This is a genomic window from Deinococcus sp., assembly GCF_030523985.1.
Classification (GTDB): Bacteria; Deinococcota; Deinococci; order Deinococcales; family Deinococcaceae; genus Deinococcus.
Genome location: NZ_JAUNHK010000003.1, coordinates 1 through 21,828, shown reverse-complemented (window position 1 = coordinate 21,828; position 21,828 = coordinate 1). Strand labels below are relative to the sequence as shown.

General features: G+C 66.1%; 19 protein-coding genes and 1 pseudogene. 10 read left to right on the top strand and 10 right to left on the bottom strand.

Annotated features, from left to right (window positions below; genetic code table 11):
* The first annotated feature begins 180 nt into the window (after positions 1-180).
* From Q4C89_RS01065 to Q4C89_RS01055, 3 genes are all read left to right on the top strand, one after another.
* Positions 181-786 carry a hypothetical protein gene (locus tag Q4C89_RS01065; RefSeq protein ID WP_303100758.1) on the top strand — a complete coding sequence of 202 codons (606 nt, stop codon included), beginning with the start codon at positions 181-183 and terminating at the stop codon, positions 784-786.
* Between the two features lie 107 nt (positions 787-893).
* Positions 894-1,739, top strand: coding sequence for a DegV family protein (locus Q4C89_RS01060; RefSeq protein ID WP_303100757.1), 846 nt, complete (start codon positions 894-896; stop codon positions 1,737-1,739).
* 3 nt (positions 1,740-1,742) lie between these two features.
* On the top strand, positions 1,743-3,032 hold the full coding sequence (locus Q4C89_RS01055) for a serine hydrolase (RefSeq protein WP_303100756.1): 1,290 nt from the start codon (positions 1,743-1,745) through the stop codon (positions 3,030-3,032).
* A 105-nt stretch (positions 3,033-3,137) separates the two neighbouring features.
* Here the strand turns inward: Q4C89_RS01055 and Q4C89_RS01050 are convergent, their stop codons facing one another.
* Positions 3,138-4,160, bottom strand: a complete 1,023-nt coding sequence (locus tag Q4C89_RS01050; RefSeq protein WP_303100755.1) for a bifunctional oligoribonuclease/PAP phosphatase NrnA — start codon at positions 4,158-4,160, stop codon at positions 3,138-3,140.
* 113 nt (positions 4,161-4,273) lie between these two features.
* Here Q4C89_RS01050 and Q4C89_RS01045 point away from each other — a divergent pair, with 113 nt between their 5' ends.
* Complete coding sequence (locus tag Q4C89_RS01045; RefSeq protein WP_303100754.1) at positions 4,274-4,882, top strand: HAD family phosphatase; 609 nt, start codon at positions 4,274-4,276, stop codon at positions 4,880-4,882.
* Positions 4,883-4,891: 9 nt separating this feature from the next.
* Here Q4C89_RS01045 and Q4C89_RS01040 read toward each other — a convergent pair whose 3' ends face one another.
* Complete coding sequence (locus tag Q4C89_RS01040; RefSeq protein WP_303100753.1) at positions 4,892-5,563, bottom strand: response regulator; 672 nt, start codon at positions 5,561-5,563, stop codon at positions 4,892-4,894.
* The gene (locus Q4C89_RS01035; RefSeq protein ID WP_303100752.1) at positions 5,560-7,146 is read right to left on the bottom strand and encodes a sensor histidine kinase; all 1,587 of its coding nucleotides are present in this window, start codon (positions 7,144-7,146) and stop codon (positions 5,560-5,562) included. The genes Q4C89_RS01040 and Q4C89_RS01035 overlap by 4 nt, the downstream gene beginning before the upstream one ends.
* Positions 7,147-7,265: 119 nt before the next feature.
* Between Q4C89_RS01035 and Q4C89_RS01030 the strand changes: the two genes are divergently transcribed.
* The 3 genes from Q4C89_RS01030 (at position 7,266) to Q4C89_RS01020 (ending at position 9,925) form a co-directional block, all read left to right on the top strand.
* A complete protein-coding gene (locus Q4C89_RS01030) occupies positions 7,266-7,688 on the top strand; it encodes a hypothetical protein (protein WP_303100751.1) in 423 nt (140 codons plus the stop codon).
* Positions 7,689-7,891: 203 nt separating this feature from the next.
* Complete coding sequence (aceA, locus tag Q4C89_RS01025; protein WP_303100750.1) at positions 7,892-9,178, top strand: isocitrate lyase; 1,287 nt, start codon at positions 7,892-7,894, stop codon at positions 9,176-9,178.
* Between the two features lie 99 nt (positions 9,179-9,277).
* A complete protein-coding gene (locus tag Q4C89_RS01020; protein ID WP_303100749.1) occupies positions 9,278-9,925 on the top strand; it encodes a hypothetical protein in 648 nt (215 codons plus the stop codon).
* 69 nt (positions 9,926-9,994) lie between these two features.
* On the opposite strand, the gene cdd is transcribed toward Q4C89_RS01020, so the two are convergent.
* Together cdd and Q4C89_RS01010 are read right to left on the bottom strand one after the other, a co-directional pair.
* Positions 9,995-10,414 (bottom strand): cytidine deaminase, encoded by a 420-nt coding sequence (gene cdd / locus Q4C89_RS01015; RefSeq protein WP_303100748.1) that lies wholly within the window; start codon positions 10,412-10,414, stop codon positions 9,995-9,997.
* Positions 10,407-11,747, bottom strand: a complete 1,341-nt coding sequence (locus tag Q4C89_RS01010) for a hemolysin family protein (protein WP_303100747.1) — start codon at positions 11,745-11,747, stop codon at positions 10,407-10,409. The genes cdd and Q4C89_RS01010 overlap by 8 nt, the downstream gene beginning before the upstream one ends.
* Positions 11,748-12,137: 390 nt before the next feature.
* On the opposite strand from Q4C89_RS01010, the gene Q4C89_RS01005 reads away from it, so the two are divergent.
* Positions 12,138-12,824 (top strand): hypothetical protein, encoded by a 687-nt coding sequence (locus Q4C89_RS01005; protein ID WP_303100746.1) that lies wholly within the window; start codon positions 12,138-12,140, stop codon positions 12,822-12,824.
* A gap of 2 nt (positions 12,825-12,826) precedes the next feature.
* On the opposite strand, the gene Q4C89_RS01000 is transcribed toward Q4C89_RS01005, so the two are convergent.
* Positions 12,827-13,909 (bottom strand): quinone-dependent dihydroorotate dehydrogenase, encoded by a 1,083-nt coding sequence (locus Q4C89_RS01000; protein ID WP_303100745.1) that lies wholly within the window; start codon positions 13,907-13,909, stop codon positions 12,827-12,829.
* Between the two features lie 43 nt (positions 13,910-13,952).
* Here Q4C89_RS01000 and Q4C89_RS00995 point away from each other — a divergent pair, with 43 nt between their 5' ends.
* Positions 13,953-15,137: an alanine--tRNA ligase-related protein gene (locus tag Q4C89_RS00995; RefSeq protein ID WP_303100744.1), complete on the top strand. Its 1,185-nt coding sequence runs from the start codon at positions 13,953-13,955 to the stop codon at positions 15,135-15,137.
* Here the strand turns inward: Q4C89_RS00995 and Q4C89_RS00990 are convergent.
* Complete coding sequence (locus tag Q4C89_RS00990) at positions 15,127-15,882, bottom strand: class I SAM-dependent methyltransferase (RefSeq protein ID WP_303100743.1); 756 nt, start codon at positions 15,880-15,882, stop codon at positions 15,127-15,129. The two genes, Q4C89_RS00995 and Q4C89_RS00990, sit on opposite strands and share 11 nt — an antisense overlap.
* A gap of 85 nt (positions 15,883-15,967) precedes the next feature.
* On the opposite strand from Q4C89_RS00990, the gene Q4C89_RS00985 reads away from it, so the two are divergent.
* The gene (locus Q4C89_RS00985; RefSeq protein ID WP_303100742.1) at positions 15,968-17,653 is read left to right on the top strand and encodes a bifunctional UDP-sugar hydrolase/5'-nucleotidase; all 1,686 of its coding nucleotides are present in this window, start codon (positions 15,968-15,970) and stop codon (positions 17,651-17,653) included.
* A gap of 338 nt (positions 17,654-17,991) precedes the next feature.
* Here the strand turns inward: Q4C89_RS00985 and Q4C89_RS15120 are convergent.
* The 3 genes and pseudogenes from Q4C89_RS15120 to Q4C89_RS00965 all read right to left on the bottom strand — a co-directional run bounded on the left by Q4C89_RS15120 (position 17,992) and on the right by Q4C89_RS00965 (position 21,717).
* Positions 17,992-20,214: pseudogene (locus tag Q4C89_RS15120) on the bottom strand (uracil-DNA glycosylase).
* A gap of 124 nt (positions 20,215-20,338) precedes the next feature.
* Positions 20,339-20,806, bottom strand: coding sequence for an RrF2 family transcriptional regulator (locus Q4C89_RS00970; RefSeq protein WP_303100741.1), 468 nt, complete (start codon positions 20,804-20,806; stop codon positions 20,339-20,341).
* A 50-nt stretch (positions 20,807-20,856) separates the two neighbouring features.
* Positions 20,857-21,717: a DUF1028 domain-containing protein gene (locus tag Q4C89_RS00965; RefSeq protein WP_303100740.1), complete on the bottom strand. Its 861-nt coding sequence runs from the start codon at positions 21,715-21,717 to the stop codon at positions 20,857-20,859.
* Positions 21,718-21,828 lie beyond the last annotated feature (111 nt).

Sequence of the window (21,828 nt, the reverse complement as noted above, 5' to 3'; positions counted from 1 at the left end):
ATCCCATTTCCGTCATGCCCCAAGCATACCTGCTTCAGTGCTAGGGGGGGGCTAATCAGACACCATCAGTTCAACGCCTTCGGAATACACCACTTTTCTGCTGGGATGCCACCCAGCAGGCCAAGTGTCCTTTGGTGAACTCTCATTTGCGTCAGGGAGTGAGCAGCAACACTATGAGGCATGAAGCACATTCTGTTCCCTACGGTCTCCGCCGCTGATGCCTTTATCGCCGACCTGCAAGCCCGTGGTGTGGTGCAGCCCGAAGTGGGCACCATGAACATGAGCCGCCGCGTGCAGAACGCTGCTGCCGACGCGAGCAGCACGGTTTCGACCGGCGCGGTAGCGACCCCCGCCACCACCTCGCAGACCACGCAGTACGTGGACGGCGGCGGCACCGCTGAAGACGCCGGTGCTGGTGCTGTCAAGGGCACGGTGGCTGGCGCCCTGACCGGCGCTGCTGCGGGCGTGATTGGCACCGCCGCGACGGTGGCGACCGGCGGTCTGGCCCTCCCCGTCATCCTGGGCATGGCGGCCCTCGGCTCGGGCGTCGGCGCTGCAGTGGGCGCTGTCGGCGGCGCGGCTGGTGTGGACGAAACCGGTGGCACCGTGACCACCACGACCACCAGCCAGTACCCCTCCAGCTACGAAGCGGACGACGCCTACTACAACCGCGTCAGTGAGCGCGTGAATGCGGGTGGCCGCGTCGTGGCCGTGGACAACAACGTGCCTAGCGACGTGCTCGCGCAAGCCGTCACCAAGCACGGCGGCGAAATCCTCAACTCCTGAACCTGACCTGAGTGGTCGTGCTGGCTTCCCTGAGTGGAGGCCAGCAATTTTTTTTCAGGCTGCATGTCCCCGGTCGGTGGGTGTCGACAAGGGAGTAACATGCAGTGATGTCTATTGCCATTGTCACGGACTCCACAAGTGACTTACCCCATGCCCGGCTGCGGGAGCTGGGTATCGTCAATGTGCCGCTCTATGTTCTCTTTGAAGGCCAGCTCTATCAGGACGGGGTGCAGCTCTCGGCCCCGAACCTCGTCGCCAGGATTCAGGCGGGACTGAAGATGCCGACCACGTCACAGCCGAGTCCGGCCGAGTTTGCCGCCGCCTACCAAAAGGCGCTGGAAACGGCGGACGAAGTCTTGAGTCTGCATATCAGCGGGCAGCTTTCCGGCACGGTAGGCAGTGCTCGCCTCGCCGCCCAGGAATTCGGTGACCGGGTCACGGTGGTGGACAGCCAGACGGTAACGCTGGGGCTGGGCCTTCAGGTACTCCGTGCCGCCGAACTGGTGCAGGCCGGTCAGACGGTGTCCGAAATCGTCGCGACGCTGCAACGGGTTCATCAGAGCGCCGACCTTCGCTTTACGGTGGACACCCTCGACTTTCTGCGGCTCAATGGGCGCATCGGTGGGGCGTCGGCCCTGCTGGGTGGGCTGCTCAACATCAAGCCCATGCTGGTCGTGCGCGGTGGCCGGGTGGACGCAGGCGGGCGCGTGCGGGGGCGGCAAAAAGCCCTCGCCGACCTCGTGCAGCACGTGCAGCAGTACGCCGAGCAGCACGGGGGCGCCCGCATCGCTTTTCTGGCGACGGTGGGCGGAGAGACGGACCGGGCCGCCGTGCGCGAGAAACTGGCGGGCGTGCCGCTTCAGGACATGGGGGACCACAGCATCGGCGCCGTCGTGACCGTTCATGCGGGGCCGGGTGCCGTCGGTGTGGCCCTCGAGCCTCTGACGGCCTGAACCGTGCGCGGCACGATACGCATGGCGCTGGCCCTGCTGGTTCTGGGGGCAGGGGTCAACGCCTGCCGTGACCATGAGCAGCAGGAGCGGCTGGGGCGGCCACGTTCCTCGGAACAGGTGTCCAAACCCAGCGCGGTGAACACACCCTCCACCCCTGCCGCAACTCCTCAGGTGGCGGTGTCTACACCCGTGTCGGCGGCTCCGGCGGCACCCGTAACCGGGGCGGCAGGCTGCGCGGCGGCTCCGGTGGTCGCCAGGGCGCCCGCGCCGCCTTTGCCCCTCAGTGGGCGGCTGGGGCTGTGGGTGGCGGTGGTGGACCCCCAGACCTTGCGGCCCATCCGGGCGGTGGCGGCCAATCCGGACAGCGTGTTTCCTCTGGCGAGCACTTACAAGCAGGCCGTGCTGTGGGCGCTGCTGCGCGAGTTCGACGCCGGACGCGTTTCGGCCACCGAGCGTTTCGATGTGACCCCCGCCAACCAGAGCCTCGGTGACTATCCCTTCGACGGCAGCAACGTGCGTGAACTGTCGCAGCGCATGATTCAGTTCAGCGACAACACCGCCACCGACATCTTGCACCGCCGAACCGGGCTTCAGAAGGTGCAGGACGTGGCCGACGGGCTGGGCCTGTGCCGCACCCGCCTCATCCTGCCGACCAAGGCGTGGTGGGTGATGGAAACGGGGCTGTCCCCGACCTTCAACAAGTCGCCCGGCTGGGTGACGGCGACGGGCGAGGAGCGCACCCGACTGGCCCAGGCCATAGACGCCGACGCCCAGAAGCTGCGCTACGACGTATTGCAGCGCAAACTCGACGACTATTTCGACCACCGCTACAACTCTGCCGACGACCTCAAGGTGCACAACCTGAGTACGCCCTACGAGTTCGCCACCCTGCTGACCCACGAATTCCTGCGCCCCGGCCTGACGCCCCGCGCCCAGAAATGGCAACGCGAGGTGATGGCGAGCGGATTCGGGCGCTCGGCGCTTAGGGCGCAGTACGCCAAAAACATCGACTATTTCGGCGGCAAGGGCGGCAACGGTTGGCGCATTCTGACCTACAGCGGCTATTTCCAGACCAAGGCCGGACAGCGGGTGGTGTACGTCTTCATGCAGCACGGGGCCGACGAAACCTACACCATGCCCAACACCCGCCGGGCCTTCGCCTGGATCAACGCCGGAATAGACGCCGTGCTGGGGCCGCAGCAGCCCGTCGCCCCCACGCCCGCGCAGCCGACCGCAACCCCGGCAGACCGTGCCAAGGCCGAGGCTGCCCAAGGAGCCAGTCAGGGACGCTAAAGCTATGCGCCGAGCAAGGCGCTGACGGTCTGCAACCGCCTCAACGCCAGTGCCTCACCGTGAAGGGGCACTGGCGTTCAAATAGGTTTCTGAGAGGTTTCGCCCTCAGCCCTTATGGCTCCCGCCCAGCGCGTCCACGCGGCTCAACTCGGCAGCGATGGCGCGGTCGAGCTGTTCGCGGGCTTCGGCGTAGCTGCCCTGGAAGGTGGCTCCGGCAGCGGGAACGTGGCCGCCACCGCCCAGTGCTAGGGCCACGTTTTGGGCGCTGACCGGGCCGCGTGAACGCAGCGAGAACTTGACCCGGTCGCCGTAGTCCTTCGCCATGACCGCCAGTTGTGCGCCCTCGGCGTTGCGGAGCATGCTGACATAGCTTTCCACGTCGTCCCAGTTGGCCCCGGCCCGCGCCAGCATTTCGTTGTCCACGCGGGTCTGCACCACACGGCCCCCGTGCTGGAATTCCAGTTTGCCCAGCACCTCACGCAGCAGCAGGTAGTACGACGGCGGATTCTGGCGGATCTGTTCGTTCAGCCAGCCCAGCCGCGCCCCGTGACGGCGCAGGCGGGCAGCACACTCGAAGGCCTCGGCGCTGACCGAGTCGAAGGCGAAGTTGCCCGTATCGGTGCTCAGGCCCAGCATCAGCGGGGTGGCGAGGTGTTCGTCCCAGGGAATATCGAGGGCGTCGATCACGTCGGCAACCATCATGGTGGCCGCAGGCTTGCTGGGGTCGACCACACCCGCGTCGGCGCGGCGCTGGTTGGTGCCGTGGTGGTCTACGTTGACCACTGGTCCGCCAAACGTCCGCAGGTCGGCCCCCGCCACGCGCACCGGGTCGTTGTTGTCCACGTCCAGCACAGCGGCCAGCGCCCCAGCGGGCCACTCGGTCAGCGGCGCCGACAGTTCGCCCGGCTCGGGCAGGAAGCTTAGGTAGCGCGGCACGGTCATGGGCGCGATCACGGTTTTGCCCAGCCGCCTGAGTGCGCGGCTCAGGCCCAGAACGCTGCCGAGCGCGTCGCCGTCAGGATTTTCGTGTGCCAGCACGACGATGGGGCCGGAATGGGCGTGAAGGCAACGGGCAACGGCCCGGATATCGTCCCAGTATTCAGGACTGGCGGCATTTTCAGCGGTCATCTCCGGGATTATAGGTGGTCTCATTTTTGGGCCAGAGCCGCTGCGCGTCCTGAAGAGCGACTTTATCTGCACAAATGGGGCATTGAGGCGCCGATTCACCCCACAATGGGGGCATGACATTTTCCGGCAGACATGTGGCGTTCGATTGGGGCGGCGTCTTTACCATCGGCACTTTCGACGGACGCAGCACCCAGAACATGGCTGACCGCAGCGGCGTGGCGGTGGACAAGGTGCGCGAGAGCTATTTTCGCCACGTGCGCCAGCTTGAAGTCGGCGCGTGGAGCCTGCCCCAGTTCTGGGAGACGGTGCAGCAGGAAACCGGAATGACGCTGCCTTACAGCGAATTCGAGCCGCTCTATCTGGGCAGCATTGTCGACAACGAACCGATGTACGCGACCCTGGCGACCTTGCCCCGCAGCGTGCGCGTGGGCCTGCTGAGTAACAATTACCCCGTCGTCAGTGACCATCTGGGGCGTGACCCCCGCTTCGCCCGCTTCGACGCGCTGGTCTTTTCCAACGAAATCGGCCACAAGAAGCCCGCACCCGAGGCGTTTGCCGCGCTGGAGCAGAAAATGGGTATGCCCGCCGCGCAGGTGGCCTTTGTGGACGACGTGCAGGAAAACATAGACGCGGCGGGTGCCTTTGGCTTTCACGGCATCTTGTACCACCACGACGCGCACGAGCAGTTCGAGCGGCAGTTGCAGGACTGGCTTCAGGGATAACCGACCCGCTCAGGTCAGCTGGTACCGCTTGGTCGGCCTGCCGACGCTGCCGTAGCTCAGGTCGAGTTCGGCTTGCCCCAGTTCGGTGAGTTGCTCCAGATAGCGCCACGCCGTCGCCCGGTTGATGCCGAGTCGACGCCCCACGTCCTCGGCGCTCAGGGGTTCGGGGCTGGCCCGCAGCACCTCGGCCACTTTTTCCAGCGTGTGGGCCTCGACCCGTTTGGGCAGATGTTGCGTCCGCGCATGACCCAGCAGGCGGTCGAGGGCGCTCTGGGTAAATTCGCGTTCGCCGCCGCGCATGGCGTCCCGGCGGGCCTGCACCGTGTCCAGCGCGGCATAGAGGCGTTCACGGGTAAAAGGCTTAATCAGAAAGTCCGCCGCGCCGCCGCTGAGGGCCGCCTGCACGCTCGCCGCGTCCCGCGCCGCCGTGAGCAGAATCACGTCCTGCACCCAGCCCGCCGCCCGCGCCTCGGCCAGCAGGTCCAGGCCGCTTCCGTCGGGCAGATACACGTCCAGCAGCAGCAGGTCGGGGCGGTGCTGACGCAGCAGCGTGCGCCCGGCCTGAACAGTCTGCGCCGTGCCCAGCACGCAGTATTCGGGCCGCCCTTCGATGTAGCCGAGGTTGACCTGCGCCACCAGTGGGTCGTCCTCGACCATGACGAGGCTGTAGGGGGCGCTCATGGCTCCATTATCGGGGCAGAAGTGGGGTAAGCCGCGCCAAACTCCAGCGGCAGATTGACCCCGAACACCGTCCACTCGCCTTGCCGCTCGTGCCAGACCTCGCCGCCCATGGCTTGCACCAGCGCCGCCACGCCTGCCAGACCGTGCCCACGCCCGCTGCCCTTGGTGGTCTGGCCCGCCGCGAAAGGGTTCAGGTTCGCCGGGACACCGGGGCCGTTGTCGCGCACCTCGGCGCTGAGGCCGTCGGGGTCGAGACCGATGTCCACCCGCACCTCGCCTGCCCCGTCCAGCACGTCCAGCGCGTTCTCGATGTAGTTGCCCAGCGCCGTCACCAACGCGTCGGACTGCACGGGAGTCAGGGGCGGCACCTCGCTTTCGGGACTGATGCTCAGGGCCACTCGCAGCTCGTGGGCGCGGGCCACTTTCCCCGCCAGCAGCGCCGCCACGCGGGGTTCGGCAATCCCCGAAAGGGCCTGATTCAGTCCCGCTTCGGCGTCCAGTTCGTCCTGAATGACCCGCAGCGCCTCACCGCTCTGGCCCAGTTGCAGGAACCCGGCGATGATGTGCAGGCGGTTGCCGTACTCGTGCGCCCGCGCCCGCACCGCGTCCACGAAGCGGCGCGTGTCGGTCAGTTGCTCGGCGAGGCGGGTGGCTTCCTCGCGGTCGGTGAAGGCCACCAGTCGCCCGCCCCCGGCCAGCGGCGTGACGTTGACCAGCACCACCCGCCCGCCCAGCGGCAGCGGCCAGCGGCGCACTTCCTCCTGCGGCTGCCAGCGGGCCAGCTCGGGCCAGACGCTCTCCAGCGCGGCGGGCAACTGGGCCAGGTTCAGCGCGGACAGGGCGGGCGCGTTCGCCACCGTCACGGCCCCGCCCTCATCCAGCAGCATCACCGCGTCGGGCACGGTACTCAGCAGTTGACCCTGCCGCACGGTCAGCGCGGCGATGTCTGCGGGTTCCAGGTCGAGCAGGGTACGCCGCAGCCGCCGCCACAGCAGCCAAGAACTCAGCAGCGCGAGCGCCAGCACGCCCAGGGTCAGCGGCACATGCTGGCGCAGGATGGCCCGCAGCAGGCTGGTGCGGCTCGGCACGCCGAAGGCCACCACCGCCCGCCCCGCCTCGTGCTGTCCGGCAAACAGCGTCTCGCCGCGCCAGTAGTAGGGTTGGCCCTCCACGGTCTTGATGCCTTCTCCATCGGCAAAAATGGGTTGGCCCCGCTCACCGATAAACGCCTGGGCCAATTCTGGCGTCAGGGCGTCGAAAGACAGTTCGCCGCGCTCGTTCCAGCCCGCCAGCAGCGCCGCGCCCGCCTGCTCACGCCAAAGGGTCAGCCAGTCGTCCCGCGTGGCCTCGTCTGCCTGCACGTCCTGCAAGGCCAGCGGCAGGTCAGAGCCGTGCAGCACGCCCTCGGCCTGCGACTGGCGAATGTCGAAAAACTGTCCCCCCAAGTAGCGCTCGGTAAACAGCACCGTGCCGCCTCCCAGCGCCAGCATGACCAGCAGCAGGGTGCCCAGTTGCCACAGCATCAGCTCCGAGCGCAGGCTGCGGCCCCGCCGGGCAGCGGGAGGGGAAGCGGGCCGGGTCATGCGGCCATTATCGGGCGGCGTGCAGAGAGGACAGGAATTGTGTGCCTTGTGTGCCTGAAGTGCATTCTGTGCGGCAAAAACGGGAAAGTGCGGGCAGGGCCTCCGCTAGCCTGAGCGCCATGAAGAAGAACCTTCTGACCGCCTCGCTCACCGCCCTTCTCGCCAGTGTCCTGACCGCCCAGGCGGGTGGCGTAGACAGCGGTAAGGTCGACACGACCCTCGCCAGCCAGCCCCGCGCCTTCGTGAACCAGCCCGCCGTCAAGGTGCGTCTGCAAAAGACGATGGGCCTCGTCAACACCCGGTTCCTGCTCAAGAACTTCGGCACCGTGTCCACCTTGCAAAAGACGGGCGGTGTGGTCGCCGTGACCGGCTGCCGCCCCCACGACTGCGGGGACAACGGCTCGCTGGTGGCGTATGACATCAAACACGACGCCTTCAAGGTCTGGCTGACCGTTGGGGGCAAGACCCGGGTCTATGCCGACAAAGCCTTTGCGGGCGCCCTGAATGCCGACGTGAAAGCGTACGCGAACGACGCCAAGTAAATGACTGGGAACGCCGCCACTGGGAATCCCTGGTGGCGGTGTACTTTTTCGAGTGGTGTACTTCCATGTGTCAGGGGTACACCACCGTTTTGGGAGGTGGAGTGGATGCAGACTGTCCTCACTGAAAGAAGGGCGCTGGCAACGGCGAAAGGTACCTCCCCAAGGTGGGCGAGGGCGACTCATCCCTTCAAAGGAGCTACACCATGACCCCCACCCCCAAGACCCCCGCCGAAATCCTGGAAAAGACCTGGCAGACCGAAGAGCGCTGGCAAGGCGTCAAGCGCAACTACTCCGCCGAGGACGTCGTCAAGCTGCGCGGCAGCCTGCCCATCGAGCACACCCTCGCCAAGCACGGCGCCAACAAGCTGTGGCGCCTGATGAAGGAAGAGCCCTTCGTCAACGCCCTGGGCGCCCTGACCGGCAACCAGGCCATGCAGCAGGTCAAGGCGGGCCTCAAGGCCATCTACCTGAGCGGCTGGCAGGTCGCCGGTGACGCCAACAACGCGGGCCAGATGTACCCCGACCAGAGCCTCTACCCCGCGAGCAGCGTGCCCGATGTCGTCAAGCGGATCAACAACACCCTGCGCCGGGCCGACCAGATTCAGCACAGCGAAGGCAAGCATGACGTGGACTACTTCGTGCCCATCGTCGCCGACGCTGAAGCCGGATTCGGTGGCCCCCTGAACGCCTTCGAGCTGATGAAGGCCATGATCGAAGCGGGCGCGGCAGGCGTTCACTTCGAAGACCAGCTCGCCAGCGAGAAGAAGTGTGGTCACCTGGGCGGTAAGGTGCTCGTGCCCACCAGCCAGTTCATCCGCACCCTGAACGCGGCCCGCCTCGCCGCCGACGTGTCCGGCGTGCCCACCGTGCTGATCGCCCGCACCGACGCCGACGCCGCCAACCTGCTCACCAGCGACGTTGACGACAACGACAAGCCCTTCTGCACCGGCGAGCGCACCCCCGAAGGCTTCTACTACGTCAAGCCCGGCATCGACCAGGCGATTTCCCGCGCTCTGGCCTACGCTCCCTACGCCGATGTCATCTGGTGCGAAACCAGCGTGCCCAACCTGGAAGACGCCAAGAAATTTGCCGACGCCGTGCACGCCCAGTTCCCCGGCAAGCTGCTGGCCTACAACTGCTCGCCCTCCTTCAACTGGAAGAAGAACCTGGACGACGAAACGATTGCCAAGTTCCAGGTCGAGCTGGGCAAGATGGGCTACAAGTTCCAATTCATCACCCTGGCGGGCTTCCACGCGCTGAACATGAGCATGTTCGACCTCGCCTACGGCTACGCCCGCAAGCAGATGAGCGCCTTCGTGGAGCTTCAGGAGCGCGAGTTCGCCGCCCAGGAACGCGGCTTCACCGCCGTGCGCCACCAGCGCGAAGTCGGCACCGGCTACTTCGACCTCGTCTCGCAGGCGGCAGGCGGCGGTCAGAGCAGCACCACCGCTCTGGCAGGCAGCACCGAAGCCGAGCAGTTCGAGCACTAAACCTTCAGTACGGGTCATAGAGCAGGGGAGAGCCTTCCGGGGTTCTTCCCTGCTTCTTTTGGTGGACGCGCGGCAGTACAGGGCGCTCTAGCCTGAGCCATGTTCACGCTTCTGCTTTCGGCTGTTCTGGCGACGGGCAACACGGCTCTGGTTGCCCCCTCGCTGCCCGTCACTGTGGATTTCGGTGCCAGGGGCAAAGTCGCCGTGCCCAGGCCCGCCCCGCAGGCGGATTTCGAAGCCCAGCTTCGGCAAGTGCTGATGTCGCCGCGCCGGGATGCGGCCGCCGTGCAGTTCTGCTGGGACATTCCCAAATACGCTTTCTGCCGGGTGATTCTGGCCCGCCCCGGTCAGCCCATGCTGACCCTGAAAAACAGTGACGTGCGAAAACTTCTCTGGACGCCGGACGGCAAATACCTCGTCGGGACGGGGGCCAACACCGTGCGGCTCTGGAATCTGGTCGGCGGCGTGCGGGTGCATGTGCCGGGGCTGGAACCCGACCAGCTCGACGAACGCATCGTGACGCGGGACATCACCCAGCTGTGGCTGGAACAGGGCAAGCTCTGCGTGGCGATGGTTTCGGACGTGTTCAGGACTTCGGGCGGCCCTGCGCTGCGGCAACTGACCAGCACCACGCGTTACCAGTTGCCTGCGCTCAGACCGCTGCAAGTGGTGGGCTTGCCTGCTGGCGGCACCGGGGAAGCGCCCTGTTCCATGCCGCACGCCGAATCCCAGACACCGCTCTCCTGAAACGCGAACCTCCTGAAACGCAAAAGGAGCGCACCCTGACCTGGATGCGCCCCGACAAGCAAGACTTCTTTACCCTTCGCCCTGCTCCTCCAGCCGGAAACCGTGTGGCAAGAAGTCGCGCACCAGTCCGCTGATGACCTCGCCCTGGGCGTTGGTGCAGACCACGCGGGCGTCGGGGGCGAACTCGAACAGCACCTGACGGCACGAGCCGCAGGGGGTGGCGGGGGGGCTGGCCTCGGTGTACACCACGAGGTCGGTGAAGGTGCGCCCGCCCGCCGTCGCCATCGCCTGCACCGCCGACTGCTCGGCGCAGCGGGTCAGGCCGAAGCTGGAATTCTCGACATTCGCACCGAAGTACACCTGTCCGTCGGGGGTTCGCAGGGCCGCGCCCACCCGGAAGCGGCTGTAAGGCGCGTAAGCCTGCTTGAAAGCCGCTTGTGCACCTGCCAGGAGTTGCGGGTCGGGGGTCAGATTCAGGGGATTACTCATGGAAAGACTCCTGTGGGTCAGCCAGCGGGTCGGGTTCGGCAGAACGCTCGACGCGAACGCGGGTCACCCGGCGCTGGTCAGCTTCCTCGACGGTGAAGGCCCAGCCGTTCTGGTAAAAGCTCTGCCCGACCTCGGGAATGTCCCCGAAGTGGCTGGTCATGAACCCGGCCAGCGTGTCGTATTCGGCCTCGCCGTCTTCGAGGTTGCTGCCCAGCCGCTCCTCGACTTCATGCACGGTCAGGCTGGCGTCCATCAGGTAGATGCCTTCGGCAATCACGATGATGGGCTGCTCCTCTTCTTCGTCGGTTTCGTCGTAGATTTCGCCCACGATTTCCTCGATGGCGTCTTCGAGCGTGACCAGTCCCATCGTGCCGCCAAATTCGTCCACCACGATGCTCATGTGCGACTTCTTGGCACGCATCTTGGCGAGCAGGTCCTTGATTTTCATCGCTTCGGGCACGAAAAACACCGGGCGCATCACGTCGGCGATGGTGAGGTGGTCAAGTTCTTCAAGGTGGCGCAGCACGTCGCCGGTGTGCGCGATGCCCACGATGTTGTCGGCGGTGTCCTGGTACACGGGCACGCGAGAGTAGCCGTGTTCGGCATTGAGTTCGAGCAATCGGCGCAGCGGCAGGGCGCTGTCCACCGTCACCATGTCCACGCGGGGGCGCATGACCTCACGCACGGTGGTGTCGGACAGGTCGAAGACGTTGTAGACGAGTTCCTTCTCGCTGTCTTCCAGCACGCCTTCCTGACTCGACGCGCTGACGATCATGCGGATTTCTTCTTCGGAGTAGGCGGTGTGGTGCCCGGCGACCCCGCGCAGGCCGAAGGCGCGAACCACGCCATTGCCCAGCGCGTTCAGGCCCTTGATGGCCCACTTGAACACCAGGGTGAAGGCGAGCAGCGGGCGGGTCACGAGCAGCGAAACCTGTTCGGCACGTTGCAGCGCCCAGCTTTTGGGGGCCAGCTCACCGAACACGATATGCAGAATGGTGCTGATGGCGAAGGCCACGCCGAAGGCAATCGCCTTGCGCTGGCTCTCGCTCAGGGCCGTGTCGTGCAGCAGCGGCTCCAGCAGATGCTCGATTGCAGGCTCGGCCACGAAGCCGATTGCCAGACTCGCCATCGTGATGCCGAGCTGCGTGGCGGCGATATACAGGTCCAGGTTTTGCAGGGCCTTTTGCGTCGCCTGCGCGGTGGAATTGCCTTCTTCGGCCAACTGGTCGATGCGGGTGCGGCGCACGCTGACCAGGGCGAATTCGGCGGCCACGAAAAAGCCGTTCATCAACACCAGGGCAAACAGCGCCACGAGTCCAAGAATGTCGTTCATGCAGTGACGCGCTCCATGTTCGCGTCCCGGTCATCCGCACGGCACATGCTGCCCATTTCGCTGCGCGGCGCAGAGAAACGTCGGTTTCCGGTAGGGAAAGTCAGCCACAGTAAAAAGCCCGCCAGCAGGCGGCTTTTGCTGGGCGCATAGAAAGAGCCAGAACTGGGAGGCTCCATAGCAGAGGGCAGTGTAGCACGCCTGCCGCCCGTCCTCCTTCCCCGAGATAGGGCGGGTCAGCCGCACAAGCCGCCAGATGAAGAGCGACAGAAATCACGATTTTAAACATTCTGTCAGACTTCATTTTCTAGTCTTGACACTCAGAAAATAAGCGGGGTGCCTGGGCGACTGCGGTGGTGGCCCAGTGGCACTGCCGACAGGGAGGAAGGCCCTTTGACGCTCATTCTATTCGTGCTGGTCGCTGCGGTGGTGGCAGGGTACTACCGCTCTGCCCTCACGCCGTTTTTGCTGGGGCTGGCGGCCCTGGCCCTGCTCAATCTGCTGGGCACGGTTGACCACCTGCTGACCGAAGCGCGTGGTCTGCCCCTCGGTTGGGTGGGCGGGGCGGCAGTGCTGGTCGTCGCCTGGGGACTGTTCTGCCTTTCAAGGAGCGCTCTGTTTTTTGTCGCGTTGCTGCTGGCCCTGAATGTCAGTGGCCTGGCGATGGCGGTGCAGCAGTCGGCCTGGGCGCTGACCGGACTGGAAAAAAGGCCGCTGGTACAGCGAATTTTCTGCCCTGACCGCCTGACGGCGAACCTGCGGCTGTATGAGGTGGCAGACGACTCGTCCGGCCTGAAGGTACTGGTCAAGACCGGAACCAGTCAGTTGACCGGGGGGGCGGTGATGTGCAGCGCCACTTCGCGCTACCTGCCGCTGGCCGAGCGTTTTGACCGCTGGGACGCCGACCGCAACAACGTCAGAACCTACATGACGGTGGGCGAGTACCGGGCCGTCCTGTTCGTGCCGTCGCTGAGGCATTCGCGCCTAATGTTTCCGGTCAAAATCGAAAACGGCGTGATGCAGTTGCCTGTGGGCCACCATGCCCGCTGGGGGGTGACCGTTCGGCCCCTGCCCCACTGAACCTATGCGCTGGTGCCGACCACTTCGGCCACGTTTCGCACGCCGTCGCGTTCCAGCAGGCGCAGCAGCCCGGTGTTGATGTCGCGCACCAGCCCCGGCCCCTTATAAATCAGGGCGGAATAGACCTCGACCAGATCGGCCCCCGCCTGCAATTTGGCGTAGGCGTCCTCGGCGCTGAAAATGCCGCCCACGCCGACGATCGGCACCCGGCCCCGCGTGAGGCGGTAGGCGTCCCGCACCAGTTCGGTGGAGCGCTCGGTCAGCGGACGTCCGCTGAGGCCCCCCGCCTGCTCGCGGTTGGGGTGGGTCAGGCCGTCACGGGAAAGGGTGGTGTTGGAAATGATGAGGCCGCCCGCGCCCACGTCCAGCACCGCGCCCACGCTCGCCTCGAAGTCAGCGGGGTGCAGGTCGGGGGCCAGCTTGACCAGCACAGGCGGGCGGCGCAGGCTCCGTACCCGGCCCGCGTCCACCTCCTCCAGCACGGCCCGCACGAGGTCGGCCAGGTCATCCGCCGCTTGCAGCGCCCGCAGGCCCGGCGTGTTGGGGCTGCTCACGTTGACCACGAAGGCGTCGGCCACGTCCTGCAAGGCCCGCACGCATTTGCGGTAGTCCTCGGCGGCGTCCTCGTTGGGGGTGGTCTTGTTCTTGCCGATGTTGACCCACACGGGCGCGGTTCGCCCACGCAGCGCAGCGAGGCGGTCATGCAGCGCCGCCGCGCCGCCGTTGTTGAAGCCCATGCGGTTGATCAGCGCTTCGTCCTCCGGCAGCCGGAACAGCCGGGGCCGCTCGTTGCCGCTTTGCGCGAGCGGTGTGACCGTGCCGACCTCGATAAAGCCGAAGCCGAAGGCGCTGAAGGCGGGCACGGCCTGCCCGTTCTTGTCCAGCCCCGCCGCGAGGCCCACGGGCGTCTCGAAGGTCTGCCCCCACAGGGTGCGCCGCAGCGCCGTGCCGCCCGGCACCGTCAGCGTTCGCGCCAGCCGGGGCAGCAGCGGCAGCGCCGAGGCGAGTTCCAGTCCGCGCAGGGTGAGGTGGTGGGCGTCCTCGGCGTCCATGCCGAACAGCAGCGGGCGAACAGTCTGGTACATCGCGCCCCAGCATAACGGGGCGGCCTGGCTTATGCTCAGGCGCATGACCCGCGCCCTGTACCACGAAAACGGCCTGCAACTCGACTTTTCCGCTCCTGTCGTGGCGGCGCAGGGCCAGGAAGTCGCGCTGGAGGCCACCGCCTTTTATCCCGAAAGTGGCGGTCAGAGCAGCGACGTGGGCACGCTGAGCTGGGACGGCGGGCAGACGCAGGTGGAACACGTCCGCAAGGACAAGGCGACGGGCACGATTTGGCACCGTCTGACGGGGAATGTGCCCGAGGTCGGCGTGGTGGTCACGGGCGAAGTGGCCGCCGCCCCCCGCTGGCGACACACCCAGCGGCACAGCGCCGAGCATCTGCTGGCCCAGGCGTTCAAACGGGTCAATCCTGTCTTTGAAGTTGCCTCGGTGGGCATGACCAGTCCCGAATGTCACATCGACTTTGTGGGTGACCCCGCCGAAGTCCACATCCGCGCCGCCGAACAGCTCCTGCGCGAAACCCTGGGCCGTGACGAGTTGACGCTGGAGACGCCGATTGTCCCCGAAGACGAACTGGCAAATTATCCGCTGCGCCGCGAGAGCAAGGTGGGCGGGCAGGTGCGGCTGGTCATCTTCCGTGACTCGGCGGGCGAATATTTCGATGTCAGTGCTTGTGGCGGCACCCACGTTCCCCGCGCCGCGATGTGTGCGCCTGTGGTCGTGTTGCGTTCCGAGCGGGTGCGCGGCGGTCAGACCCGCGTGGTGTTCATGGCGGGCGAGGAGGCGAGCGAGTATCTGGCAGGCGTGTACCGCGACGCCCGCGCCGTGGCCCAGGCCTTCAGCGCCCCGGTGGAGCAGTTGCCCGAACGGGTAGACGCGCTGCGGACCGACCTGAGCGCCGCCCGCGCCGACGCCGAAGCGGTGCGGCGCGAACTGGCGCGGCATCTGCTGGCAACGGCTCCGGCGCAGGGTAAGCCGCCGCTCAAAACCCTGACCCTCAGCGACCCTGCCCTGCTGATGCCCGTGCTGACCCAGGTGGCGGCAGGCGAAGTGGTGGCCGCCGTAGAAACGGGCGGGAGCTGCGGGGTCGCCAGCGGCACGGCAGAGGTCAAGGCGGGCGACTTGCTGCGCTCGGCCCTGGCCCAGACCGGGGGCAAGGGCGGCGGAAAACCCGACCTGGCGCAGGGGACGACCGCCCAGCCCGCCGAGTTTCTGGCGGCGGTGCGCGGCGTGCTGGCCTCTACCCCTTGACCGCCAGCGCCCGCAAGCGCCGATAGTCGCTGACCCACGCTTCGCCGTTCCAGAGGCGCGGGCGGGCATATTCCTCGGCCATTTGGATGACTTCCTGGCGTTCGACGTCGCCCAGCGGGGCCAACCACGCGCCGCCAAAACCCGCCAGCCACGCCCGGAAGCCGTCCTCGCCCGTCAGCAGCGAGGGCCGCTCGAACCAGTGCAGGCGCTCGACCCGCAGCCCCGCCGCCTCCAGGCCCGTGCAGAGTTCGCCTGCCGTCGGGAAAACCCAGGGCGAGGGCAGGTCGGGCAGCCCCAGCGTCTGCACCGCGTGAGCGACGGCGTCCAGGGTGGTCTGCACGTTTTCCGCTCCCCCCATTTCCAGCACGAAGCGGCCCCCCGGCCTGAGCGCAGCGGCGACCCGACCAAAGACGGGCGGCAGCGGGTTCATCCAGTGCAGCGCGGCATTGCTGAACACGGCATCGAATTCGGCCTCATAGGGGAGGGTGTGGGCGTTCTGCACCTCGAACCGCACCTCCGGGTAACACTGCTGCGCGGCGGCAATCATGGCGGGGCTGGAATCCACACCCGCCACCCCGGCTCCACTGGCGGCAATTCGGGCGGTCAGTTCGCCGCTGCCGCAGCCCAAGTCCAGAATCTTTTCTCCGGGTTGCGGGCGCAGCCACTCGGCGGCGAGGTCTTCGCTGGACTGGAAGACGAAGGCGTGGCGCTGGCGGTACTGATCGGCGTTCCAGGGGTCGGACATACCGAAGTGTAGAGGGCCGGGGTGCTGGGGGGAAGGTTCGCCTCTGACGCTGCGCTGATAAGGCAGACCCTAAACTGAGTGGCGCATGAAAAACAACCTTCTTCTGATTGGTGCCGCCCTGAGCCTGAGTGCCTGCTCCATGACCTCCGGCCCCGCCACCCAGGACGTGACCGTGATTGGCGTCAACGACCTGCACGGCAACCTGCTGCCCACCTCCTTCCGCGTGCCCGACCCCGCCGACCGCAGCAAGACCCTCACCGTCCAGGCGGGCGGCATTGAGGCCATCGGCGGCGTGCTGGACGAGGCCCGCAAAGCCAACCCCAACACCATTTTCGTGGGCGTGGGCGACATGACCGGGGCCAGCCCGCTGGTCAGCGCCCTGCTGCGCGACGAGCCGACCATCAAGGCGCTCAGCGACCTGGGGATGGCGGTCAACGTGGTCGGCAACCACGAATTCGACTACGGCGTGCAGGAACTCGCCCGCTTCCAGAAGGGCGGCTGTGATTCCAATGCGCCCGAAAAAGCCTGCGTGTTCGATAAGACCTTCGCGGGCGCGGGCTTTACCTACCTCGCCGCCAACGTCAAGAACAGCGTGGGTCAGAACGTGCTGCCCGCCTACAAAATCGTGCAGAGCGGCGGGGCACGCATCGCCTTCGTGGGCGCGGTGCTGCAGGCGACCCCCACCGTCGTTGCGCCTTCCGGTGTGGCGGGCCTGAAGTTCGAGGAAGAAGCGGCTTCCATCAATGCCGTGATTCCCGCCATCAAGGCGCAGAAACCCGACGCCATCATCGCGCTCGTTCACCAGGGCGGCACGGCCAAGGACGCCTTCGACGTGGTGGACTGCAAGACGCTCAGCGGCGACATCGTCAAGATTGCCCAGACCCTCGACCCGGCAGTGGGGGCCATCATGACCGGGCACACCCACCGGGGCTACAACTGCGCCGTGGCTGGGCCGGACGGCGTGAGCCGCCCCGTGCTTCAGGGCGACGCCTACGGCCACCTGCTGCAACGCCTCGACCTGCAAGTGGACACCCGCGCCCACAAGCTGCTGGCAGTCAAGGCGAGCAACATCGTCGTGGACGCCAAGAACGGCCCCAAGAACGCCGCCATGACCGCGCTGGTCAAACGCGCACAGGAGCTGACCGACCCCCTCGCCAAGCGTCAGGTCGCCACGCTGGGTGTCGAGCAGATCAGCCGCACCGCCAACCCCGCTGGTGAAAGTCCGCTGGGCCGCGTGATTGCCGACGCGCAACTCGCCGCCGCGAGCAGCCCCGACAAGGGCGGAGCCGTCATCGCCTTCATGAACCCCGGCGGCATCCGCGCCGACCTGCCGGTGAACGTGCCCAACGCGAGCAAGGGCGTGACCTACGGCGACGTGTTCACCGTGCAACCCTTCGGCAACGTGATGATGGTGGTTTCGCTGACGGGCGCACAGATCAAGGAAGCGCTGGAACAGCAGTTCGACAACCCCGCCCCTGGTCAGAACCGCATCCTGCAAGTCAGCCGGGGCCTGACCTACACCTGGGACGCCGCCAAGCCCAAGGGCGAAAAGGTCAGCGACCTCAAGCTGGGCGGCGTAGCCCTCGACCCCGCCGCCACTTACCGCGTCACCATGAACAACTTCCTGGCCGATGGCGGTGACGGCTTCACCGTGTTTGCCAAGGGCACGAATCGCCTCGGTGGTGCCGTTGACCTCGACGCTTTCCAGGACTACCTGAAGGCGGGCACCGTGACCCCGGACGACGCGGCGCGGATTACCCGGCTGAACTGAGTACAGGGTGAAGGGCAGAGGGTTGAGGGGATTTCTCCCTGCACCCTCTGCCCTTTACGTTTGCCCTGCTTATACGGATTCCGATTGAATCTGTTAGGTTCAGATTCAATCGGAGCGGATGTGAGTAGGAAAAGATACGGGTTTCGCGTTATGGATGCACAGGCGGTGCCTTTTCGACTGTGCAGGAATTAAGCGGAATCCGTATTAGCGCAGTTGAAGGAGTTGGCAGGAGAAATGCCTGTAGTCTTCCGACCCTCTCCACTTGTGGGAGACGAGGGGTGAGGGGGGCGTCCAGACCAATTTTCCTTGCGTCAAATGCTCCAGATTTCGCCCCCTCTCTACCACTCCACCTGAACCCTTCCCGCCTCCGTCAGCGCCGCGTTGACCTGGCTAAACGGCCGTGAGCCGAAGAACTTCTCGGCAGACAGGGGGCTGGGGTGCGCCGACTCGATCACCACATGCTGCTGCCCTGTAATCAGCCTTTTTTTCCTGCGGGCATAGCCACCCCACAAGACAAACACCACCCGCTCCTCCTGGGCGTTGACGGCCCGGATGACCGCGTCAGTGAACTGTTCCCAACCTCGTCCGGCGTGGCTGCCTGGCTGACTACGCCGGACGGTCATCACGCTGTTGAGGAGCAGCACACCCTGCCGCGCCCAGCGGGTCAGGTCGCCACTGGCGGCAGGCGGCACGCCCAGGTCGGCCTCTAATTCCTTAAAAATGTTCTGGAGACTGGGCGGAACAGGCTTGCCGTCCGGCACGCTGAAACTCAGCCCGTGGGCTTGCCCCGGCCCGTGATAGGGGTCTTGACCCAGAATCAGCACCTTCACCTCGCTCAGCGGCGTCAGGCGCAGGGCACCAAACACGTCGGGCGCAGGCGGATAGATGGTCTGTTCCCGGCGCTCGGCTTTCAGGAAGGCGGTCAGGTCATGAAAGTACGGCGCGGAAAATTCGGGCAGCAGGACTTCTTTCCAGTCGTCCGGTAGTCCTGACGGAACAATCGCCCGCGTCTGCCCGAACAGGTCGGGTTGATCGGCCATCGGCTGAGGCTTGGTCGGGGTGCGTTTGGGCGGCTTGGGCGGCAAACCCCGCGCTGCCCGTTCGGCCCGCATCACCGCTTTTTTGCGGCTGCCGTGAATGCGGTAGATGCGGCGGCACTCGGCCTCAAACTCGGGGGTTTCGCGCACCGCGTAGATGCGGTCACGGGCCAGCCTCCCCGCTTTGCCTTCTTCCACGATGGGCGGCGGGTAGCTCAGGCGACTTGCCCCGCTCCATTCCCAGGGCGCGTGGATAAAGTCACCCGGCACGCCCGAGAGTTCCGGCACCCAGCGGCGAATGAATTCCCCTGTCGGGTCTTGCTCCCTCGCCTGTCGGGTGGGGCTGTAGATGCGGACGCGGTTGATGCCCACCGTACTGCTCTGCATCTGCATCTGCGACCAGTGGATGCCGGGTTCGTTGTCCAGCCATTGCCGCGCCAGATGCAACCCCGTTTCGCGCCAGTGCAGCCACAGGTGCTGCGAGGCGAAACTCACCAGCATGGCCCGCATTCGGAAGTTGAGCTAACCCGTCGCCAGCAGCATTCGCATACAGGCGTCCACCAGGGGGTAGCCCGTCTGGCCCGTTTTCCAACGCTCAAAGAATTCAGGGTTCCAGTGCGGCTCGCGCAGGCCGTCCATCGCCCGGTTGAGGTTCCTGAATTCCATCTCCGGCTCGGATTCCAGGCGCTGAATGAAGTGGCAGTGCCAGTGCAGCCGCGATTCGTAGGAGCGCAGCGAACGCACCCAGCGCGGGTGGGCCTGTGCGTCAGCAGACACGGCCGCAATCTGGCGGCGGGTGGCTTGCAGCACTTCCCGCAGCGAAACGGTGCCGTAAGCCAGCGGTGCCGACAGGCGCGAGCAACTTTCCTCGGCGGTGAGCGGGCTGCTCATCTCGCGCATGTAGTTCACGCCGCGCAGGGTCAGAAAAGAATCCAGCGTGTCCAGGGCGACGCTACGCCCACCCGCTGGGATGTCCTTATCGTTGCGGGATACGCCCAGTTCGGCGTGTTTGAGGAAGCCTAGAGAGGGCAAGGGCACACCACGAACCGACGTTGGAATAGGAAGAATCGGGGCGCTAAGACGTTCTTCCCAAGTGTCAGCCCAGCCGTCACGGTTGACCATCCGGCGCACGACCCCGTTTTGCGGCAGTTCGGTAAAGGGAATGCCCCGTGCCCGTACCCAGCGATGAACCCGCAGGTCGCGCTGAAAACTGACCCAGTTGCCCGTCTCTTCGTGCGCCCAGAGGCCAGAAATATCGACCTCCTCACTGAGCCGTGCCAATACCTCGGTGACTTCGCCGTGCCGGATGACCAGCGGCGCACCCAAGTGGGCCAGGTCTTGCCCCAGTTCGCGCAGGCAGTCGTTCAGGTAAGTCAGGTGATGCCCGGCAAATTCCTCGTGATGCAGTTGCTCTGGCTCGTAGACGTACAGAGGGAGCACCGGCCCCCGCAAGGCCGCTTCGTGGAGTGGGGCATGATCCGCCACCCGCAAATCCTTCTTGAACCAGACGACCTGAACAGACACGGCTTATTCTGTCATAACCTAAGCGGCGGAACCAATTATGTGGCTCACTGAGACCGTTAAAGGTCTGCTGGGCGCCTACCCAGATTTTGATTCTCGCCGGTCGTACTTTCTCCGGCGATGGAACTCAAACGTTAGGACGCAGCAGATGCTCTAAGCAGTGGCGGTAGCTCACGTCCTGGCGGGCGTCGATCACCAAGTCTTCTACGCTGAACTCTTGCAGCACGCTCAGCATGGCGTCGCGCATCCGGGTGTAGATGGTGGCGCGGGCATGGCAGCGGTCTTCTTCGACACACGGCTCGTTCCAGTTGAGGCTGATGCAAGACAGCGGGGCCACCGGGCCGTCCACCGCCCGCACCACTTCGCACAGGGAAATCAGTTTGGGCTTGCGGGCCAGCGCGTAGCCGCCGCCGATGCCTTTTTTACTTTTGACCACGCCCTTGCTGCTCAGGGCCGCCAGAATCCTCACCAGGTAGGGGCGATGAACCCCGGTGGCGTCGCTGATTTCCTCGCTGGAAACCCACCGCTCCGGGTCTTGGCCCCCCAGAAAAGCCAGGGCCTGAAAAGCGTAAACGTCGGTGGCGGAAAGCCGCATGTTGCAGAGTTTACCCCGCCCGCCCCGAAAGAACGATTTGCGGCGGCCCTTTACATGGTTTCGGGGTAGCGCTCCCGCAAGTAGGTGAGCGCCACCGGGTCCACCGCGCCGCCCCCGACCCAGCGCTCTTCCAGGTTTTCGGTGCCGTACAGCGCCCAGGCCGCCGCCTCGGTGTCGGCGTCCCAGGCACCGGCGGGCAGAGAGGCGGCGTAGTCCTGCCGGATGAGCAGGGCGCGGAGCCACTTCAGCTCGTCCCCGGTCAGGGGCCGGGTCTGCTCCGGGCGACCGAACAGCAACTCGTGAAGCTCCAGCAGCCGCGCCAGTTCGCCGCAGGGGTCGGGGTGGTCGTCGGCCCGCAGGTCGACCCAGTCGTCGGTCAGGCCCGCGTACCCGCGCCCCGGTCCGGCACATACCAGGGCTGCCGACTGCCGACCGCGCCGGTCACCGCCCGCCTCGTCTCCGGCCCGCAGCGCGGCGAGCAGGCGGCGGGGGAGAGGCTGCTCGCTGCCCGCTTCCCACGCCGCCCGCATGGCCTCCACCACCTCCGGTCCGGCGAGCACGTTGCCCTGAATCGCCACATCCGGCCCCGCCCAGCCGCCCGCCCAGGAGTGGCAGCCGGGGCCGGTAAAGGTCGCACTCCTACCGTCCGCGCCGACCAGCCCGAACTGCCGCTGCTTGATGTCGGCGTCCTCTTCACGAAAGCGGGCGACGATGGCCTGCGGGTCCAGGCCCTGCGCCAACAGGTTCAGGCCGTCAGGTCCGAAGTTGGGGTTGACGTAGCTCTGGGTCGCCACCGCGCCGACGCCGCCGCGCACGAAGGGCACCAGTGCCCCCACCGCCAAGAATTTGCTCGCCACGGCCACGCCGAGGTCGCCGGTCCGGGGGTCACGCCCCACGATGGAAAAGGTCATGTCCGGCAGTCTATCGGTCCGGCACCCGATTCTGGCCGGCCCCTTACACTGGCAGCCGATGACCCCCACTTTTGCCCAGGCCGTGACCGAGCGCACCCTTTCCCTGAACAC

Excerpts from the sequence above, each read along its gene's own strand:
- Q4C89_RS01065 (WP_303100758.1), top strand. The coding sequence starts at position 181 with ATGAAGCACATTCTGTTCCCTACGGTCTCCGCCGCTGATGCCTTTATC.
- Q4C89_RS01060 (WP_303100757.1), top strand. The coding sequence starts at position 894 with ATGTCTATTGCCATTGTCACGGACTCCACAAGTGACTTACCCCATGCC.
- Q4C89_RS01050 (WP_303100755.1), bottom strand. The coding sequence starts at position 4,160 with ATGACCGCTGAAAATGCCGCCAGTCCTGAATACTGGGACGATATCCGG.
- Q4C89_RS01045 (WP_303100754.1), top strand. The coding sequence starts at position 4,274 with ATGACATTTTCCGGCAGACATGTGGCGTTCGATTGGGGCGGCGTCTTT.
- Q4C89_RS01040 (WP_303100753.1), bottom strand. The coding sequence starts at position 5,563 with ATGAGCGCCCCCTACAGCCTCGTCATGGTCGAGGACGACCCACTGGTG.
- Q4C89_RS01035 (WP_303100752.1), bottom strand. The coding sequence starts at position 7,146 with ATGACCCGGCCCGCTTCCCCTCCCGCTGCCCGGCGGGGCCGCAGCCTG.
- Q4C89_RS01030 (WP_303100751.1), top strand. The coding sequence starts at position 7,266 with ATGAAGAAGAACCTTCTGACCGCCTCGCTCACCGCCCTTCTCGCCAGT.
- aceA (WP_303100750.1), top strand. The coding sequence starts at position 7,892 with ATGACCCCCACCCCCAAGACCCCCGCCGAAATCCTGGAAAAGACCTGG.
- Q4C89_RS01020 (WP_303100749.1), top strand. The coding sequence starts at position 9,278 with ATGTTCACGCTTCTGCTTTCGGCTGTTCTGGCGACGGGCAACACGGCT.
- cdd (WP_303100748.1), bottom strand. The coding sequence starts at position 10,414 with ATGAGTAATCCCCTGAATCTGACCCCCGACCCGCAACTCCTGGCAGGT.
- Q4C89_RS01010 (WP_303100747.1), bottom strand. The coding sequence starts at position 11,747 with ATGAACGACATTCTTGGACTCGTGGCGCTGTTTGCCCTGGTGTTGATG.
- Q4C89_RS01000 (WP_303100745.1), bottom strand. The coding sequence starts at position 13,909 with ATGTACCAGACTGTTCGCCCGCTGCTGTTCGGCATGGACGCCGAGGAC.
- Q4C89_RS00995 (WP_303100744.1), top strand. The coding sequence starts at position 13,953 with ATGACCCGCGCCCTGTACCACGAAAACGGCCTGCAACTCGACTTTTCC.
- Q4C89_RS00990 (WP_303100743.1), bottom strand. The coding sequence starts at position 15,882 with ATGTCCGACCCCTGGAACGCCGATCAGTACCGCCAGCGCCACGCCTTC.
- Q4C89_RS00985 (WP_303100742.1), top strand. The coding sequence starts at position 15,968 with ATGAAAAACAACCTTCTTCTGATTGGTGCCGCCCTGAGCCTGAGTGCC.
- Q4C89_RS00970 (WP_303100741.1), bottom strand. The coding sequence starts at position 20,806 with ATGCGGCTTTCCGCCACCGACGTTTACGCTTTTCAGGCCCTGGCTTTT.
- Q4C89_RS00965 (WP_303100740.1), bottom strand. The coding sequence starts at position 21,717 with ATGACCTTTTCCATCGTGGGGCGTGACCCCCGGACCGGCGACCTCGGC.